An 18,279-nucleotide genomic window follows, 5' to 3' on the forward strand; every position below is an offset into this window, starting at 1 on the left:
ATTCCCTTGAGAACCGTGGTAGACCACCACGTTGATAGGCCGGGTGTGTAAGTGCGGCAACGCATGTAGCTTACCGGTACTAATCGTTCGATTGGCTTGATTGCTCTCATTTTCAGTGTCCATAGTTTCCTTGTCATTGCCGGGCTTGACCCGGCAATCCATCGAAACAGAGACCTTTGCTTGGCTTCAAGCGTGGGTCCTCGGGTCAAGCCCGAGGACTGCGCTCGAATGCTTCGCATTCGAGCTTGCTTCGTATCTTTGTCCTTCGCCGGCCTGGTGGTTCTAGCGAGGAGCTTGAACCCGATCCCATCCCGAACTCGGCCGTTAAACTCCTCAGCGCCAATGGTACTATGGCTTAAGCCCTGGGAGAGTAGGTCGCTGCCAGGCCTGCCAAGGACAAAGCAATTCCTCTTTACGTGTCATGATCAAACAAAACGCCGCTTCCCCTTCGGGGAGGCGGCGTTTTTATTTGCCCAATTCCCTAACGCTTAGGAGCCTGTAACCATCACTTCGAAGAGAAATAATTTGAACACTGTCGCCGAGCTTTGACCGTAGGCGTGAGATTAGATTGTCGAGACGTCGATCGTCGTGAAAGATCTCTCGACCCAAAACATGAGTATTGAAATGTTCTCGGTCTATTTCATGATTCTCGATTGTGACTAGATGGCTAAGTAGCGCGTGCTCGGTGGGGGATATCTTTACTCTTTGGCCAAGCTCGTCGGTTAGTTCTCGACTCCCAACAACGAAATGCCACCGCCCGATCTCAAAGATGCGATTAGTGTGAGCGAACGCAGACATAAGGGAGGGTCGAATCTTTTGGACCCTACGCCAAAGGGCGATAACGCGCGCTTGAATAATCGCGGGGTCTGTGCCTTTGGCGATGTAGTCATCGGCGCCGTCCGTCAAGGATTCAGGCGATTGAAAATCTACGGGCTCTGAAGAATAAACGATTAAGCCCGCGTTCGATGATTGAGAAATCCGTCGGATTATTTCGGCACCGATTCGTTTGTCTGCAATCGGTGTCAGTGCGTCAGTCAATTTCAAATCTATGACGTAAATGTCGATAACGTTCTCATTCAAATAACGATAGATGTCCTCGGGTTCAGTTACAATTTGGACGGCAAATTTGACCGGCAAATGCCCCTTGTCCGAGCCTCGGGTGAGAGCACGCTCAAACGCCTCAGCATTATCTCTGTTATCATCGAGAATGAGAACCCGTGGAAATCTAGCCGCTCCCAACGTTTGAGATGCCGACGATAAGTCAGATTGAACGGCCGGTGTCTTTACCAAGGTTAGGTCCAGTTAGCTCCGCATGAGTCGATGTGATGACGACCCTGATTCGCGAGCTAATACAAGGGTCCAACCCTAAATTGTTTGGGACCATTGCAAAATTGCCCATCCAAACACAACCGGGAGGGCAGCTTGCTCCGGCCCTACACCAGCTAGGAGCATTCGGGTGGAAAGTGTGACGCAGTAGCCTGCAAATGAGAGTAGAATTAGCACTCTAAACGGATCAGACACGGGTTGTCTCCTTTGTATGGATTGTCGCAATTGTATGAGACCCATCTCTATCGGACCCATCGTTTCGATTCCGTTAACGGGCAGCCGCCTTTCTCTCGACCGGCCCCAATTCCAGTTAGAGCCGGTAACTGAAAGGGTATTCACTGGGGCTTTCGGACTGTTGCCCCTTTGGTTATGACTTCTTGGGGCAGTCGATCTCCGCAACCGTTAGCGATTCGCTATACGCCAAACGCGGTTTCCCCTCGGCGGCGTTTTTTGTTGTCCCGGATCGCCGCAAGGCGAGCGAGGTGCGGCGCAATGTCCGCCCTGGCGCCGGTGCGATGGCGTGGACACAGTCCTTAAGGTTGTGGTATAGTGTAGCACTACCTTGGTAGGGGTAGCCATATCTTCCGACCTAGAGGGAGAATTTCATGGCCAAGCCTGTCTCGATCTCCGCGAAAAGCATTTCCGCCGCCGCCAAAACCAGCGTCACCAAAGCGATCGGCCGGCACAAGGCGGCATTTCCCCAGCCCGACTACCGCCTCGGCTTCATCCCGCCCTATTGGTGGTGCGGTTTCATCGTTGAAAATGCTGACGGAAAGCTCACGGTCGGAGAGGCACAAACGCTTGCCGCCGACGTCCATTCCGGCATCGCTGCCGAGGTGCCCTCCGTCAAGGGAGCCATACCCGGGGCGATTTTCGGCGGCGGACACATCATCTGCGGTTTCTTGCCGCCGCCCGGCATCGATCTGCTCGAAGAGTAGACCCTGTGGCACGGGCCGAGCAGCCGCTGAAATGTCCGAGCGCGCAGCCCGGCATGGGCGATGTGCAAATCCTCGGCGTCATCTCGCGCGACGCCGATGAGCCCCGGCTGGCCTATCTCGATGAGGCGCTGCCGGCGACCCCGCCTGTGCTCGAACTCGCGGCGCCGCTGGACGTGTCCCAGGTGTTCCGCCTGTCGGCGCGTTGTGAAGAACGGAAATGCACGCATTTCGACGGGGTCGATTGCCAGCTCGCGGTTCGGATCGCCAAAATGCTGCCGGAAGTGGTCGACCAACTTCCAGCCTGCAACATCCGGCGCGACTGTCGCTGGTTCCGTCAGGAGGGCCGCGCCGCCTGTCTGCGCTGCCCGCAGATCCTGACCGGCAACCACGAAGCCGACGAGGTGCTGCGGGAAGTCGCCGGTGTCCCGAGGTTGAGCCGCTGACCGCTACCGGGTTGCCGGAAGCCCGCTTCTGCCATTCCGATCCCAAAACGCCGATTCCCTCAGGAGTTGGCGTTTTTTTGTGCGCAGCGCCCCCGCGGGCGTGCGATCTTCGGTCATGATCGGCCGCTAGCGTAGCCGCCGAGTTCATTGGCCGTTCATTTCAAAACCCGTACCCAATACCGCCTTCGATCTTCCAAAACCCCGTAGCCCGAGGAGACTCCCATGCGTCAGTTCGTTCGTCCCGCCATTGCCGCGCTGAGTATTGCCTGCCTTGCGGTCTCGCTCGCCGCTGTAACCACCGACAGCGCGCTGGCGCAGGCCAAGCAGCAGATGGCGCCGGCCCCGCAAGGCGCCCCGCCGGCCGTGAAACAGATGGCGCTGACCGAAAAGCAGGTCCAGGGCGTGCTCGCGGCGCAGAAGGACATGGACGCAATCACCGACAAGCTGCCCGACAACGTCAAGCCGGACGCCAAGGTCACCGCCCAGCTCGACGCCGTTGCGAAGAAGAACGGCTTTGCCTCCTACGACCAATACAACGACGTGCTCGACAACATCAGCCTGGTGCTCGGAGGCTTCGATCCCGCCTCAAAGAAGTATGTCGGCGCCGAGGCCGTGATCAAGGCGCAGATTGCCGAGGTCCAGGCCGACAAGAAGATGTCGCCCAAGGACAAGAAGGAAGCGCTCGCCGACCTCAATGAGTCATTGAAGACGCCGGCGCCGGTGGTCGAGAACAAGGGCAATATCGACCTCGTCGGCAAATACTATGACAAGCTCTCCGAAGCGCTCGGCGGCCAGCAGCAATAGGGTGCCGGCCAGAACGCACGCTGCTTCAACCGTCATTGCGAGCCAACGGGTCGCGCGAATGCGCGCCCGATGATAAACTCCGCGAAGCAATCCATCTTTACCGGAACATGGATTGCTTCGTCGCTCCGCTCCTCGCAATGACGGAAAATTTTACATCGCCGCGCCGAACCGCGCTTCCATCGCGCGCCGGACCTTGACGGTCTCGTTGCCGGCATCGATTTCGACGTCGCTCCAGCGCACCACCGCGCCATGGGCGACGTCGTTCCTCAGCTTCACCCGGTGCGCGAGCCCGATCGGCAGCGCATCGGCTTTGAGGCTCGTGGCCGCCGGCATCAATTTGCCCCACACGGTATAGCCGCCTTCGCCGTCGAGCATTTCGCCGGCGCGCAAACTCCGCTTTGCAATGGAGGCGACGTCGCCGCGAAAACCATGCGGCTGCCCGGTCGGCTCGCCACGCAATGCCGCCGACAGGATCGAGATGTTCAATTCCAGTCCGATCAGATGATACGGCTTGTACATCGCCGCATAACGGCCGCTGGCATCGGTCTTCAGGCCGTATTGCCTGAAACAGTCGGCGGCATAGTCGTTCGGCGCCTCCAGCACGACATAGACGCCCCAGCGCAGATCCCGGAATACCGGCCGGCCGTCGCGCTCCAGCGATGACACCACTTCCACCACGCCGGATTTTTCCAGCACGCCGCCAGCCTCGCGCGGCCGCATCACATGCGGCAAGTCGTCGACGCCGCAGGGCGGAAACAACAGCCCGTCGGTCGGCACATCCAGTCCGGTGGCGTTCGCGATCGCCGCCATTTCGATCGCCGATTTGGTGCCGTCCAGAAACGAGTTGAACATCTGCGGGTTCATGCCGGCCGACTGCGCCTCGTCCGCCGACAGCCCGTAATGGCCCCAGACCCCTGCCGGCGTCACGTCGTGATAAGCGGGCAAATATTTCGTGCCTTTGCCGGCGGCGACGACGCGGAATCCGGTGGCGCGCGCCCAGTCCACCATCTCGGCGGTGAGCGCCGGCTGGTCGCCATAGGCCAGCGAATAGACCATGCCCGCTTTCCGGGCTTCCTCCGCCAGCAACGGCCCCGCCAGCACGTCAGCCTCGACATTGACCATCACGATGTGCTTGGCGTGCGCGATCGCCGCGCGGGCATGCTTGATGCCGACCGCGGGATTGCCGGTCGCCTCCACGATCACGTCGATATTGCCTGACGTTGCCTTGGCCGCGTCGGCGGTGAAGGTGGTCGCCGCGATTCGCACCGCATCCCAGCCGACGGTGCGACAGGCCTCGCGCGCGCGCTCTGGATCGAGATCGACGATCACGGGGACCTCAAGCCCCGGCGTATGCGGCACCTGCGACAGGAACATCGAGCCGAATTTTCCCGCCCCGATCAGCGCGACGCGAACGGGCTTTCCGGCAGCAACGCGGGCGTTGAGGAGGTGGGAAAGGTTCATGGAGGTGATCCGGGTCAGGCTTGCTCGCGAGAATCTGCTCTGTCGTCATGGCCGGGCTTGTCCCGGCCATCTATGTCTTCCTTGCTGCTACGTTCGCAAAGACGTGGATGCCCGGGACAAGCCCGGGCATGACGGCTTGGCTTGATCCCGACGCGTTACTCCGCTGCCTGCCGGTGCGCTCGCGCCAGCCGCAGCAGCGCGTCGTCGTCCACGGTCTGGATCGGCGCGAAATCGCGATGGGCGATATATTCCGGCCGTGTCGGGGTGCGGATGTAATTGGAAACCGCGTTCAGCGTCAGATAGACGATCTTGCGCGGATAGGGCGTGATGTTGCCGGCCGAGCCGTGCACCAGATTGCCGTGGAACATCAGCATGCCGCCGGCCTTGCCGGTCGGCGCGACGATGCCGCCTTCCTTGACCAGCCGCGTCACGGTTTCCTCGTCCAGCGTCCACAGCGGGTACGAGGTGGTCTGAAGATCATGGGACGCCTTGAGATCGCCGGCGTGCTGGCTCTTCGGCACCAGCATCAGCGGGCCGTTGATAGGCATCACCTCGTCGAGGAAGATCGCGATATTCATGGCGCGCGGCAGCGGCATGCCGTCGTCGCGTTTCCAGGTGCCGTAATCCTGATGCCACTGCCAGACGTCGCCGGTGAAGGCGGATTTGGCGTTGATCTTGTACTGGTGCATGTAGAGCTTTTCGCCAAAGATCTGCTCCACCGGATCGATCATGCGCGGATGCGCGCCGAGCAGGCCGAACGCCTCGTTGTAGAGATGGGCGGCAAAGGCGGTGCGCGGCGCGCCGCTCTTCTCGCGCCACACCTCGGGTCGCTGGGTGCCGTAGATACCCACGGCCTCCTGCGCCAGCAGGGCCACTTCCTCGGCCCGGAACAGTTCGGGCAGGAACAGCCAGCCCTCTCGATTGAAATCGTCGATCTGCTGCTGGGTCAGTTTCATGGCTTCCTCCTTGTTCTTCAGCCGATTTGCCGGAAGTTTACCGCAACCGGCCCGGCAAGTCGCGGCCTTCGTCAGTTAGAATTTGCAGCCTAGCTGCTTGAGCGCTTCGTCGACCCAGGCGCGGTCCATCGAGCGACCTGCCTTCAGGTCGGCGAGCGTCTTGTCCTCGGCCTTCTTCTTGGCGGCGGCGGCCTGATAGACTTCCTCGACTTCATCGAAGGGAATGCAGAGCAGGCCGTCGCCGTCGCCGATGATGAGATCGCCGGGCTCGATCACCATGCCGTCGATGGCGATCGTCCTGCCGATTTCGCCGGGACCGGATTTGTAGGGTCCGCGATGGGTGACGCCGGCCGCATAGACCGGAAAACTCAGGGTGCGCAATGTGTCGGAATCCCGGATCGAACCGTTGATCACGATACCCGCGAGCCCACGGTTGATGGCGTGGCTGACCATGATCTCGCCGATGATCGAATTGGTGAGATCGCCGCCGGCGTCGACCACGACGACGTCGCCGGGGGAAGCGATATCGAGCGCCTTGTGCACCATCAGATTGTCACCGGGGCGCGTCTTCACGGTGAAAGCCGGACCGCCAAGCACGCCGCCGGCATGATAGGGCCGCAGCCGCGGCCCGCCGCCGGTCATCCGTGACATGCAATCGCTGACATTGGCGACCGGCAGCGGCTTGAATTTCTGCACGTAGTCGGGGCTGACCCGGCGGGCGATGGGTTTTATCGAAAATCCGATCATTTAAGCCTTCTCCATCGTCTTCTTGCTGTCACGGTTTGCCAGCCGGCTGAACACGCGCCTGGCATTGCCTTCGAATATCTTGGTCTTGTCCGCCGCCGACAGCGGAAGCTGGTCGATGTAGCGTTTGGTGTCGTCGAAATTATAGCCCGTCTCAGGATCGATGCCGGGGACGGCGCCGATCATCTCCGAGGCGAACAGGATGTTGTCGACCGGGATCACCTTGGCGAGCAGCTCCTGGCCGGGAAGGTGATAGACGCAGGTATCGAAATAGATGTTCTTGAGCAGGTGATCCTTCAACAGCGGCAGTTTCATCGCCTGCGCCAGCCCGCGGAAGCGGCCCCAGTGATAGGGCACGGCACCGCCGCCATGCGGGATGATGAGCTTCAGCTTCGGGAATCTCGTGAACACATCCGAGGTCAACAGCTGCATGAAGGCGGTGGTGTCGCCGTTCAGGTAATGCGAGCCGGTGGTGTGGAACGCCGGGTTGCAGGCAAAGCTGACGTGGATCATCGCGGGCACGTCGAGTTCGACCATCTTCTCGAAGATCGGAAACCAATAGGGATCGGACAGCGGCGGATCGGTCCAGTAGCCGCCCGAGGGATCGGGGTTCAGGTTGCAGCCGATGAAACCGTGGTCGCGGACGCAGCGCTCGAGTTCGGCGGTCGAATTTTTCGGCGAGACGCCGGGGCTCTGCGGCAGCATGCAGACGCCGACGAAATTTTCGGGAAACAGGCCGCAGACCCGGTGGATCAGGTCGTTGCACGCGGTAGCCCACGCTTCGCTGGTCGTGGCGTTGCCGAGATGGTGCCCCATGCCGGCGGCGCGCGGCGAAAAGATCGTCAGATCCGTGCCGCGTTCGCGCTGCACCTTGAGCTGGCCGTTGACGATCGAATCGCGGATCTCGTCGTCGCTGATCGGGGGCCGCGGCGGCGCCGGCGCACCCTTGCCATGCGCTTCGATCTGCGCCTGTCTCCACTGTTCATGCTGTTTCGGAGCCGTCGTGTAATGGCCGTGGCAGTCGATGATCATCGCGTGCTCCCTATCAACCTTCTTGCGGGTTTCTTCATAACGGACTCCCTTGAAGAAAGACTAGCACCGGCGCCATGGCTTTACCAACCCGCAGCCACGTGGTGCGCCATGCGGCAGCGCCGTTACGCTTCCCCCAGGAACGCCAGCACGATCTCGCAAAATTCCTGCGGCGCCTGCTCGAACATCCAATGGCGGGCGCCCGCAATCAACGCGGTCTGCGCGCCGGGCACGTGCGCCGCCAAGGCGCGCAGCACCACAGGTAGGGCACCCGGCGTGTCGGCGCCGCCGATGAACAGCGTCGGCGTCTTGATCGATTCCGCGCCGGACCGGGTATACGGCTGACGATTCTCGCCGACTTGACCGATCAGGGTATAGGCATTGTCGCGCAGTTGCTGTTTCGACAGGGCAGGCAGGCGCGCCCAGGCGCCGTCGCCATCGATCATGTCGCAGAAGATCGCCAGCCCGCCGTCGATATCGCCCCGTTTGATCATTTCGGCTGAGCTCACGATCCTTGCCGCACGCGGCGAAGGGCCAAGGTCGGCCGCGGGATCGAGCGATCGGTCGAGTTCGCCGCCAGGCTCGGCCAGCACCAGGCGGCGCAGCAATTCAGACCGCTGCTCGGCGATGCGAAACGCGATGTGTCCGCCGCGCGAATGGCCCATCAGGTCGATCGGGCCGGCATCGAGCCTCTCCAGAAAGGCGATCATGTCGGCGACGTGCTGCGCCATCAGATAATCGCCGCCGACGCCGTCCCAGTGCTCGGGGAAAAACCGCCTCAGGCTGACCGGGATCACCCGATGTTTTTTCGACAGCGGTCCGTAGACCGCCGACCAGGTCCGGAAATCGCCGAGCGTGCCATGGACGCAGACCAGCGGCGGCCCGGCGCCGATCTCGAGATAGGCCATGTCGTAGCCGTTGACGGGAAGGGTTTGCATGGGAGGGCTCGGGAGATGGTGGGGCGGGGAACGGTGAAGCAGTTATTTCATGGAAGATAGCGTGTGCCCATAGGATGGGGTCATTCCGGGATGGTCCGAAGGACCAGACCCGGAATCTCGAGATTCCCCGATGCGCAATTGCGCATCTGAGGTTCGCGCTGCCGCGCGCCCCGGAATGACGGAAACATGGAACGGCCCGAAATTTTCCCGGAATCCGGGTGGATCGCAACAATTTCCAAGCCTAGATAGCACCCAGGGACCAAGCTCAACCCATGGGGCGATCTGATCTGGAGCCAGCCATGACCGGACACAGCTTTGCAATCTTCGACACCGCGATCGGCCGCTGCGGCATCGTGTGGGGCGCACGCGGCATCAGCGGCGTGCAGCTGCCGATGGGCAACGAGGACAAGACCCGGACCCGCATCCGGCAAGTCCACGGCGACATCGCCGAGGCGCCGCCGCCGGCCGAGATACAGAACGCGATCGACGGCATCGCCGAGCTGCTCGCGGGCAAGCCGAACGATCTCCGGGATATCCCGCTCGATCTCGACGGCGTTCCCGAATTCAACCGCGGCGTCTACGACATCGCCCGCGCCATCCCGCCGGGCAAGACCATGACCTATGGCGACATCGCCAAACGGCTCGGCGGCGTCGAGCTGTCGCGCGATGTCGGCCAGGCGCTCGGGCGCAATCCCTGTCCGATCGTGGTGCCCTGCCACCGCGTGCTCGCCGCCGGTGGCAAGCCCGGCGGCTTCTCGGCCAATGGCGGCGTGGTGACAAAACTGAAGATGCTCGCCATCGAAGGCGCGGCCGTCAATCACACCCCGAGCCTGTTCGATTAAGCGGATGGGTTTCTTCTCCCTCTCCCCGTTCTTCACGGGGAGAGGGTCGGGGTGAGGGGCTGTCTCAGCGAGCGTGACTTGTTGAGAGTCCCCCTCACCCGAAATTCGCTAACGCGAATTTCGACCTCTCCCCGCGAGCGGGGCGAGGTGGGCTCTTACCGCCCCTTGAAATCGGGCGGCCGTTTTTCGTTGAAGGCCAGCACGCCTTCGCGGCGGTCTTCGGTCGGAACCATGCGGTTATAGGCCTCGATCTCGAGCGCGAGCCCGTCCCGCAGCGATGACTGCAGGCCGCGGTGGATAGAAAGCTTGGCCTGGCGGACGCCGATCGGGGCGTTGCGCGCGATGCGCGATGCCGTGGCGAGCGCTTCGCGCAGCAGGTCGGACGGCGGGAAGACTTCGTTCACGAGCCCCCAGGCGTGGGCTTGCGCGGCCGAAAATGGTTTTCCCGTCAGGATCAGTTCCTTGGCGCGGCGCTCGCCGACCGCGCGCGGCAGCGTTTGCGTGCCGCCGCCGCCGGGCATGATTCCGAGCGTGACTTCGGTGAGCGCGAAGCGCGCGGTTTCGGCGGCGTATAGGAAATCGCAGCAGGCGGCGATCTCGCAGCCGCCGCCATAGGCAGCACCATTGACGGCGCCGATGATCGGCACGGGGCAGTCGATCAGCGCCCGCACCATCCGTTCGAAGATGACGTGCTGGCGCGTCCACGCCTCATCCGTCATGCCGCGGCGCTCCTTGAGGTCGCCGCCCGCGCAGAACGCCTTGTCGCCAGCTCCGGTCAGGACGATGCAGCGCAGGCCACGGCCGTCGAGCGCGACGTCCTCGAAATAGCGCACCAGATCGAGGCCCATCTGGGTGTTGAGCGCGTTGGAAAAGCTCGGCCGGTTGAGCCGAACGATCGTCACATGGTCGTCGACCCTTCCCAGCGAAAGGGTCTCGAATTCAGGCGATTCCGCACGCGTACTCACACCGCCTCGCAGGAGAACCCGTCGCCCCAGCGCCGGATTCGCCCCGCCGAGGGCGAGGGGAAATGCGCGGTGCAGCACACCGTATCGGTGTCGCAATAGCGTTCCATGAAATTGCGCCGTGTCGTGGCCGCCTGCAACTGATCGACGTCGAATTTCGCCGACAGTTCGGGGTAACGCGCCTGCAGCGGCGAGTGCATCAGATCGCCGCTGGCAACGGCGGCGTCCCTGCCGCGGCCGAAGCTGAAGGCGACATGTCCCGGGGTATGGCCCGGGGTAGGCAGGATGCGCACGTGATCGCCGATCTCGAAATCGTCACGCACGATCTCGGCCTTTTTGGCCTCGACGATCGGCAGCACGCTGTCGCCGAACGGCGGCACTTCCGCCTTGGCATTCTGCTCGGTCCAGTAGTTGAACTCGGTCTTGCCGAACACATAGCGCGCGTTCGGAAAGGTCGGCACCCAGCGGCCTTCCTCCAGCCGCGTGTTCCAGCCGACATGGTCGACGTGCAGATGCGTGCACATCACGAAGTCGATTTCGTCGACCGAAAAGCCGGCCGTGGCCAGCCCGCGCATATAGGTGCCGTCGGTCTTCATGTTCCATTTCGGGCGCAGCGGCCGTGGCTTGTCGTTGCCGATGCAGCTGTCGACGAGGATGGTATGGTGCGGCGTCTTCACGATGTAGGACTGGAAGCACAGGATCAGCACGTCGTTTTCGTCGATCGCGCCGGCCTCGCGCAGCCACGGCCGGTTCTCCGCCAAAACGTCCGCGGTCAGGCCCGGTAGCAGGTCCAGCGCCGGCAGGAAGGTGGTTTCCTGCTCGATGATGCGATGGATGGTGAGATCGCCGGCGGTGAATTTGAGGCTCATGGCAAACTCTTTTCCGTTCAGGCCGCCGGCGGCAGCGAGATTTTCACCGAGGGCCGCGCCAGCATTTTCTCGTGGAAGGCATCGAGCTTCGGATAGGCCTTGCGCCAGCCGCAGTCGGCAAAACGGAAATCGGCATAGCCGAGCACGCAAGTGAGCGCGATCTGGGAGATATCGAGCGGCCGCGCCAGCATGTCCGCCTGTTTCTCGAAGCGCGCCATGCCGCTCCAGGCGCGGTTCCAATGGTCGTCGCCCCAGGCCTGCCAGCGCAGCGGTTCCGGGCGCACCATCTTCTCGTACCGGCACAGCAGCATCGAATCCAGCATGCCCTGCAGCAGGGAATGATCGCTCTTGACCTTCCATCGGGCGGCGCCGGATGCCGGAATGAGCTTGCCGCCACCGGCGAGGTCGTCGAGGTATTCGACGATGACATAGGAATCGAGGATCACCTCGCCATTATCGAGGATCAGCACCGGCAGCTTCTTCAGCGGCGTGATCTTCGAATAGTCGTCATTGGGCTGTCCCGGCACCACGGCCGCCGGCATGAATTCGATTCTGTCGATCAGCCCGAGTTCGATCGCGGCAATGCGCACCTTGCGTGCGAACGGCGAGGCCGGGGAGTAGGAGAGTTTCATGGGGTCGCCCTTTGAAATGCTGAAACAACCACCGCCGTCATCCTGAGGAGCCGCGCACACTTCGCGCGGCGTCTCGAAGGATGGTCGCGGGCACCGAGCCAGTCATCCTTCGAGGCTCGCCCGACTACGCTGGTGCGTCGTCGGGCTCGCACCTCAGGATGACGACCAGCTCACGCCGCGACGATTTTCTGCCGCTGCTCGCCGAGGCCCTCGATGCCGAGCGTGACCACGTCGCCGACATTGAGGAATTTCGGCGTTGGCTTCATGCCGGCGCCGACGCCGGGCGGGGTGCCGGTGGTGACGATATCGCCCGGCAGCAGCGTCAGGAACCGCGAGACGTAGGCGATGCACTTGGCGATGGTGAAGATCATGGTCGAGGTCGATCCGGTCTGGCGGCGCTCGCCGTTGACGTCGAGCCACATCGAGAGCTTCTGCACGTCCGGGATCTCGTCCCTGGTCACCAGCCAGGGGCCGAGCGGGCCGAAGGTGTCGTGCGACTTGCCCTTGGTCCATTGGCCCAGACGCTCGAGCTGGAAATTGCGCTCGGAGACGTCGTTGCAGACGCAGTAGCCGGCGACGTAATTGAGCGCGTCCGCCTCGGCGACATATTTGGCGCGGGTGCCGATGATGGCGGCGATTTCGACTTCCCAGTCGAGTTTGATCGAGTCGCGGGGCTTCTCCACCGGATCGTTCGGGCCTGACAGGGAGGTGTTGGCCTTGAGGAAGAAGATCGGCTCGGTCGGGATCTGCGCGCCGGTCTCCTTGGCGTGATCGACATAGTTCAGTCCGATGGCGACGAATTTCGAGATGCCGGTCACCGGCGCGCCGATCCGCGGGGTGCCGCTGACCGCGGGGAGCGAGGCGGAATCGAGGGCGGCGAGCTTGGCCAGCGAGGCCGGCGCATAGGCCTCGCCGTTGAGGTCCTTCACATGCGCCGACAGGTCGCGCAATTGGCCGGATTTATCGATCAGGCCGGGTTTTTCCTGGCCGATGGCGCCATAACGAACAAGCTTCATTTGGTATCACTCCCTGGGTGGCGTTTGCTTGAATGCTTCTTGGAACAGCGCGCGGGGAAATTCAACTGCCCAGCCGCATGGCAGGGTGGCTCAAACGACGAATTTGAAGGCATCTCCGTCGCGCCGGATGTGGCCGGCGTTGAAATGGCCGCCGATCACAAGTGTCGGGGTGTCGGCGAAGCGGGAGAACAACTCCCGCCGCGTCGCCGCCGACTGCCGGGGATCGGAATCGGCGGTCGACGACCAGTCGAGATGCGCCATCTGGCAGGGGTGATGGGCGACGTCGCCGGTAAGGAGCGCCTGCTCGCCGTCCGACCGGATCAGGATGCTCATATGGCCCGGGCTATGGCCCGGTGTCGGGATCAGGGTGATTTCGTCGGCGATGCGAGCGTCGCTGGCGACGAGGTCGGCTTTGCCGGCGTCCGCGATCGGCTTAACCGAGTCGTTGAAAACGGCTTTCTGGTAGGGTTCCTCGCTATGGTCGCGCCAGTGCTCGTATTCGCTTCTGCCGAAGATGTAGCGCCCATTGGCGAAGGTCGGGACCCATTGGCCGCCTTCGAGCCGGGTGTTCCAGCCGACATGGTCGACATGCAGATGGGTGCACAGCACGGTGTCGATGCTGTCGGGCGCAAAGCCCGCCGCCGTCATGGTTTCGAGGTAGGGTCCCTGCCGGTTATTCCAGGTCGGCACATTGCGGCCCTGCTTGTCGTTGCCGAGCCCGGTATCGACCACGATCCGGCGCGTCGGGGTCTCCACGACCAGCGAGTGGATCGACATTTTCAGCCGGCCTTCCTCGGTGGCGAAATGCGGAATGAGCCAGGGTGATTTGCGGATTTCCTCGTTGCTGGCGAGCGGCAGGATGAAACGGGTGCTGCCTGTCGTCTCCAGTTCGACGATTTTCGTGATTTTGACCTTGCCCACCTTCCAGATCATCCGGCGCTTCCCCATGTGCTGGTTTTGTTGGGGTGAAAGATGCTGGTTTCCGTGCCCCCGCGCAATGGATCATCTCGCAGGCCTGCGCGTTGACGCGGCATGCCAATCCTGGGAGCGCCGCAATGCCAGAGCTAGCCGTCTCGGTCGAAAAGGTCGCGTTTCTGATCGAGAAAATGCGCGAATTCGACGTCAAGGAGGGGGCGTCCGATCCGGACTCCGGCTCGAATGGCGCCGACGACAACATGATCGACGTGCTGGACGACAACGGCGACGACCCGGTGGTGCGTGAGATCACCGGCTTCATCAACGCCATGACCGAGGACGAGCAGATCGATCTGGTCGCCCTGATGCGGCTCGGACGCGGCGATGACGGGATCGAGGAATGGGACGAGCTGCGGCGCGAGGCGGCCGACGGCTACAACGACCATACCGCAAGCTATCTGCTCGGCGAGCCCCTGGTCAGCGATTATCTCGCCGAGGGCCTGGACGCGTTCGGCCTGACCTGGAACGATGAGCGCACCACGCCGGTGTGATGATAACTTTTCCTCTCCTCGCCTGCGGCCGCCTGCGGGGGGAGCCATTTGCCGATATTGGCTGCCACAGTATCGGCAATCTAAGGTATAGTCACGTTTCAATACCATTTAGGTCGCGATAGACTGTCCATGGCGTATCTTCAAAAGAAGAACGGATGCGATTGCGCGAATTTTTGCTGCGTTTAGGAGCGCGGCGACGACCGTGCGAACTCTAGGATAGTGAGCCTGAAGCTTGGGTTCGTCGCCGCGTGGAGAAAGACATCGGGTCCAATAGCAATAGGAGTTGGGACAATGTCCGCAGGTCCACTTGGTGACGCGCCACTCTCATACGCGTCTTTGGTCGATCGAATTGTGGCGAGCCGAGCGACCCCGATAATATTCATCTGCTTTATTGTGCTGACATGGGCCGCCAGATTTGGCCTCCTCTCTGTTGCTTGCGGATTCGAAAGCGCCCGAACAGCTGAATGCCATCTACCTGAAGCAGGACAGCTAATCCTGATTTCGAACGCGTTAGGGGAGTTAGTTAGCGTTCTACTCGCGACGTTGATGTTGGGTACAATATTTATCGTACTTACCCGGCGCGAAGAGCGCCGCGTTCTCTTCGCCGAGTTGCCACAGCCAAGGATAGCTTCGACCGTAGTCAAAGCTGCAACTGGCACAAGGGCGTGGCACTATAAGGGCGGCACCGGGACCTTCTTCAAGGCAGCGACGCTTCCGGCACTTGCAAGAGCTGCCGAAAATAATGCCGCAATTATCAATGTTACCATCCAAATAATAGATCCACGCGACACATCATTGTGTGAGTTCTATGCGGAAATGCAACGGAAGAACAAGAGCCGTAGCCCGGTGGAAGGAATCCCATGGAGCGGCGCACTGGTTCGGCAGCAGAGCCTAGCTACAATTCTTTCTGTATTCATCTACGCATATGAGGAGCCCCGTCTAATACTTGATGTCTATTTGTATGATAGAGCATCTCATTTTCGGTACGACATGTCCGACAGCGTCCTTATTGTAACGCGCGAGCAGCCCACAGCTCCCGCCATCAAATATACCCCGGGCTATTTCTATGAATCATACCGCTCGGAATTGGAGCTAAGTCGAAGCCAAAGTTATCGAGTTGCTTTTCCGAACGGCCTTATGTCAAGGCGAGAAGAACTCAACGCCAGCAAAGCACGTCAGTTGATAACCGAACTTGGCTTCGCCGTCGCATTCTCACGAGAAGATTATCAGCGCGCAGCAGAGTACGCGAGGTCGCCGACGAGTTCGTTTGCATAGGTCGTCGATGCAGACCGCTTATCATTGTAAAGAGCTCGATGATGCCCAATTCAGAATTGAAGGATTTCGTTAATAAAGCGCCTCAGCTTATTGGGGCTCTACGTTCTCGAATTGTTTCAACGAGCCCACCAGATATGTTTGTTCATCCTCTCGGTTTTTTGTATTTTGAGCTTTTTCGTCAGCAGTCGCTGACGGTGCGACTTCACATTTGGCCTGGCCGCACGCTTCGTCAGACGATTCACGTGACTCCAATACACTCGCATGATTGGAAGCTTCAGAGCTTGGTGCTTTGCGGCACGATTACTAACACCGTACATTGCCTTAGAGGCAGCAGCATTGACCCAACTCATCGCGTCTATAGGGTATTTCACAATGAGAATATTGATTATCTAGTGCCAACTTCGCAAGTTGGCACCGTCGTGGAAGGATCCGTTACGCGCCTGTTTCAGAGTGACGCTTACGTCGTCTCGGCAGGGGAACTCCACAGCACCGAGGTGGACGAAGCCACCATTAGTGCGACACTGCTTCTGGCTACGCACAGCCCAAAGTTATCTGCACCAGAAGTGCTCGGACCACTATCCGGTCGCCCTTACACTCACCGCCGGCCTCGCTGTACTTCCGATTTTGCGCTCACAGCAGTTGATACAGTCCTGAGTTCTTTAGTGAACTCATGATTCCGTGAAATGTATCACGGTCCGTTGGCGATGGCAGAAATTCGCTTGGCAGACGAAGTATCGGCCTGCGATTTCCGGCCAAACTTTCAAAGCACCGCTACAAACGTGACATTGAATATGATGAGGCTCTACCGCGCGCAGTCGACGATGACGGTGCCGAGCTTGTCGCCTTTTTCCACCGCGAGATGTGCCTGCACGGTCTCCGCAAGCGGAAACTGCGCGGCGATATTGTGGATGCGCGGTCCGGCGGCGAGCCATTTCGAGATATCGGCCTGGGCTGCGGCGTGCAGTGGCCGCGGCAGCGCGGGCAGCACCAGCGCGCGCAGCGCGATGCATTTTTCCATCAGCTCGCGTACCGGCAGCGTGGGAGTGCGATTGCCGTTGGTGGCGTAGATGGCGATCGTCGAATTCATCGCCATCAGTTTCAGCGTGGTAGCGAGATTGCCGCCGAAGTCGACATCGACGACGCGGTCGACGCCGCGCTTTTCGGTGAATGCCATGACTTTGGCGGCGACGTCCTCGGTCCTGTAGTTGACGACGAGATCGGCGCCGCCGAGCCGCGCTTCCATGTCCTTGGGTGCCGAACTGACGGTGGCGATCACCCGCGCGCCGGCCGCTTTCGCCAGCTGCACCGCATAGTGACCGACGGCGCCGGCGCCGCCGGTCACCAAAACCGTCCGGCCCGCGATCGGGCCGTCGCCGAACAGGCAGCACCACGCGGTCATGCAGGGGATGCCGAGCGTGGCGCCGGCCGCAAACGAAACATCATCCGGCAGCGGCGTCACCAGGTAATCGGCGAGCGAGATATATTCCGCCGCGGTACCGAAGGCGCGGCCGTTGCGTTGGCCGTTGAAGAACCAGACGCGCTGGCCGACGCCAAAGCGTGTCACGCCCTCACCGACCTGGTCGACGATCCCGGCGCCGTCGCTGTTGGGGATCACGCGCGGATATTCCATCGCGCGATAGCTGCCGCCGCGGCGGGCGACATCGGAGGGATTGACGCCGGAGGCCTCCAGCCGGATCCGCACCTCCCCGGGTCCAGCCTCGGGCGTCGGCATCTCGCCAAAGGTCAGGACATCGGGCGCGGCGCCGGTTCGCTCGTACCAGACCGCCTTCACAGCGTGCCCGGAAACGCGCCGCCATCGAGCAGGATGTTCTGGCCGGTGATGAAACCCGCCTTGGCGCCGCAGAGGAACGCACAGGCCAGCCCGAATTCCTCAGGCTCGCCGAACCGCCCGGCCGGATTGAGCTTCGCCCGCTCCGCCATCACTGCTTCCACCGACATACCGCGTTTCTCGGCCTCGGCCTTTCCGGTGCCGCGCAGCCGATCGGTATCGAAGGGACCCGGCAACAAGCCGTTGATGGTGACGTTGTTGATCACGGTCTTGCGGGAGATGCCGGCGACAAAGCCGGTCAGGCCGGCGCGAGCCCCGTTGGACAGGCCCAGTATCTCGATCGGGGATTTTACCGCGGCGGAGGTGATGTTGACGATGCGGCCGAATTTCCGCGCCATCATGCCGTCCACGGTGGCCTTGATCAGTTCGATCGGGGTCAGCATGTTGGCGTCCAGCGCCTTGATCCAGTCGTCGCGGGTCCAGTTGCGGAAATCGCCGGGCGGCGGCCCGCCGGCGTTGTTGACCAGGATATCCGGATCGGGACAGGCTTTCAGGACGGCCTCGCGACCCGCAGGCGTCGTGATGTCGCCGACGATCTCGGTCACGGTGACACCGGGATTGGCCTTGCGGATTTCGGCCGCGGTCTTGGCCAGCGCCTCGGCGCCGCGCGCGGTCAGCGTGACATGCACGCCTTCGTTGGCCAGCGCGATCGCGCAGGCTCGTCCCAAGCCCTTGGAGGATGCGCAAACGATGGCGCGGCGGCCCTTGATCCCTAGATCCACTGTCTCA

General features: G+C 61.6%; 19 protein-coding genes and 2 rRNA genes. 8 read left to right on the plus strand and 13 right to left on the minus strand.

Annotated elements, in window-relative coordinates:
* Both VK804_RS05325 and rrf read left to right on the plus strand, forming a co-directional pair.
* Positions 1-104, plus strand: a 23S ribosomal RNA gene (locus VK804_RS05325); the annotation flags it as partial.
* A gap of 168 nt (positions 105-272) precedes the next feature.
* Positions 273-387: ribosomal RNA gene (gene rrf, locus VK804_RS05330) — 5S ribosomal RNA — on the plus strand.
* A gap of 78 nt (positions 388-465) precedes the next feature.
* On the opposite strand, the gene VK804_RS32955 is transcribed toward rrf, so the two are convergent.
* The gene (locus VK804_RS32955) at positions 466-1,290 is read right to left on the minus strand and encodes a response regulator transcription factor (protein WP_414642721.1); all 825 of its coding nucleotides are present in this window, start codon (positions 1,288-1,290) and stop codon (positions 466-468) included.
* 641 nt (positions 1,291-1,931) lie between these two features.
* On the opposite strand from VK804_RS32955, the gene VK804_RS05335 reads away from it, so the two are divergent.
* The 3 genes from VK804_RS05335 (at position 1,932) to VK804_RS05345 (ending at position 3,511) form a co-directional block, all read left to right on the plus strand.
* Positions 1,932-2,264 carry a hypothetical protein gene (locus VK804_RS05335; RefSeq protein ID WP_325368603.1) on the plus strand — a complete coding sequence of 111 codons (333 nt, stop codon included), beginning with the start codon at positions 1,932-1,934 and terminating at the stop codon, positions 2,262-2,264.
* A 5-nt stretch (positions 2,265-2,269) separates the two neighbouring features.
* The gene (locus VK804_RS05340; RefSeq protein ID WP_325368606.1) at positions 2,270-2,707 is read left to right on the plus strand and encodes a hypothetical protein; all 438 of its coding nucleotides are present in this window, start codon (positions 2,270-2,272) and stop codon (positions 2,705-2,707) included.
* A 222-nt stretch (positions 2,708-2,929) separates the two neighbouring features.
* Positions 2,930-3,511: a hypothetical protein gene (locus VK804_RS05345; RefSeq protein ID WP_325368608.1), complete on the plus strand. Its 582-nt coding sequence runs from the start codon at positions 2,930-2,932 to the stop codon at positions 3,509-3,511.
* A gap of 150 nt (positions 3,512-3,661) precedes the next feature.
* Here VK804_RS05345 and VK804_RS05350 read toward each other — a convergent pair whose 3' ends face one another.
* From VK804_RS05350 to VK804_RS05370, 5 genes are all read right to left on the minus strand, one after another.
* Positions 3,662-4,972, minus strand: a complete 1,311-nt coding sequence (locus tag VK804_RS05350; protein ID WP_325368610.1) for an NAD(P)H-dependent oxidoreductase — start codon at positions 4,970-4,972, stop codon at positions 3,662-3,664.
* A gap of 155 nt (positions 4,973-5,127) precedes the next feature.
* Entirely contained in the window at positions 5,128-5,928 is an 801-nt protein-coding gene (locus VK804_RS05355; protein ID WP_325368612.1) for a phytanoyl-CoA dioxygenase family protein, read from the minus strand.
* A gap of 75 nt (positions 5,929-6,003) precedes the next feature.
* A complete protein-coding gene (locus VK804_RS05360; protein ID WP_325368614.1) occupies positions 6,004-6,675 on the minus strand; it encodes an RraA family protein in 672 nt (223 codons plus the stop codon).
* A complete protein-coding gene (locus VK804_RS05365) occupies positions 6,676-7,704 on the minus strand; it encodes an amidohydrolase family protein (protein ID WP_325368616.1) in 1,029 nt (342 codons plus the stop codon). It abuts the gene before it with no gap.
* A gap of 122 nt (positions 7,705-7,826) precedes the next feature.
* Positions 7,827-8,639 (minus strand): alpha/beta hydrolase, encoded by an 813-nt coding sequence (locus VK804_RS05370; RefSeq protein WP_325368618.1) that lies wholly within the window; start codon positions 8,637-8,639, stop codon positions 7,827-7,829.
* A 299-nt stretch (positions 8,640-8,938) separates the two neighbouring features.
* Here VK804_RS05370 and VK804_RS05375 point away from each other — a divergent pair, with 299 nt between their 5' ends.
* On the plus strand, positions 8,939-9,481 hold the full coding sequence (locus VK804_RS05375) for a methylated-DNA--[protein]-cysteine S-methyltransferase (protein WP_325368620.1): 543 nt from the start codon (positions 8,939-8,941) through the stop codon (positions 9,479-9,481).
* Between the two features lie 155 nt (positions 9,482-9,636).
* Here VK804_RS05375 and VK804_RS05380 read toward each other — a convergent pair whose 3' ends face one another.
* The 5 genes from VK804_RS05380 to VK804_RS05400 form a co-directional block, all read right to left on the minus strand.
* Positions 9,637-10,446: an enoyl-CoA hydratase/isomerase family protein gene (locus VK804_RS05380; protein WP_325368622.1), complete on the minus strand. Its 810-nt coding sequence runs from the start codon at positions 10,444-10,446 to the stop codon at positions 9,637-9,639.
* Positions 10,443-11,312: an MBL fold metallo-hydrolase gene (locus VK804_RS05385; protein ID WP_325368625.1), complete on the minus strand. Its 870-nt coding sequence runs from the start codon at positions 11,310-11,312 to the stop codon at positions 10,443-10,445. Before VK804_RS05385 ends, VK804_RS05380 begins: the two co-directional genes overlap by 4 nt.
* A gap of 17 nt (positions 11,313-11,329) precedes the next feature.
* Positions 11,330-11,944, minus strand: coding sequence for a glutathione S-transferase family protein (locus tag VK804_RS05390; RefSeq protein ID WP_325368627.1), 615 nt, complete (start codon positions 11,942-11,944; stop codon positions 11,330-11,332).
* A gap of 170 nt (positions 11,945-12,114) precedes the next feature.
* The gene (locus VK804_RS05395; protein WP_325368629.1) at positions 12,115-12,960 is read right to left on the minus strand and encodes a fumarylacetoacetate hydrolase family protein; all 846 of its coding nucleotides are present in this window, start codon (positions 12,958-12,960) and stop codon (positions 12,115-12,117) included.
* Positions 12,961-13,050: 90 nt separating this feature from the next.
* Positions 13,051-13,893: an MBL fold metallo-hydrolase gene (locus VK804_RS05400; RefSeq protein ID WP_325368631.1), complete on the minus strand. Its 843-nt coding sequence runs from the start codon at positions 13,891-13,893 to the stop codon at positions 13,051-13,053.
* Between the two features lie 122 nt (positions 13,894-14,015).
* Between VK804_RS05400 and VK804_RS05405 the strand changes: the two genes are divergently transcribed.
* Positions 14,016-14,426, plus strand: coding sequence for a DUF3775 domain-containing protein (locus tag VK804_RS05405; protein ID WP_325368633.1), 411 nt, complete (start codon positions 14,016-14,018; stop codon positions 14,424-14,426).
* Positions 14,427-14,717: 291 nt separating this feature from the next.
* Positions 14,718-15,701 (plus strand): hypothetical protein, encoded by a 984-nt coding sequence (locus VK804_RS05410; protein ID WP_325368635.1) that lies wholly within the window; start codon positions 14,718-14,720, stop codon positions 15,699-15,701.
* Positions 15,702-16,503: 802 nt separating this feature from the next.
* Here the strand turns inward: VK804_RS05410 and VK804_RS05415 are convergent.
* Both VK804_RS05415 and VK804_RS05420 read right to left on the minus strand, forming a co-directional pair.
* The gene (locus tag VK804_RS05415; RefSeq protein WP_325368637.1) at positions 16,504-17,493 is read right to left on the minus strand and encodes an NADPH:quinone reductase; all 990 of its coding nucleotides are present in this window, start codon (positions 17,491-17,493) and stop codon (positions 16,504-16,506) included.
* Positions 17,490-18,272, minus strand: a complete 783-nt coding sequence (locus VK804_RS05420) for an SDR family oxidoreductase (protein WP_325368639.1) — start codon at positions 18,270-18,272, stop codon at positions 17,490-17,492. Before VK804_RS05420 ends, VK804_RS05415 begins: the two co-directional genes overlap by 4 nt.
* Between the last annotated feature and the right edge of the window lie 7 nt (positions 18,273-18,279).

The sequence above is a fragment of the Bradyrhizobium sp. genome (assembly GCF_035484855.1).
Classification (GTDB): domain Bacteria; phylum Pseudomonadota; class Alphaproteobacteria; order Rhizobiales; family Xanthobacteraceae; genus Bradyrhizobium.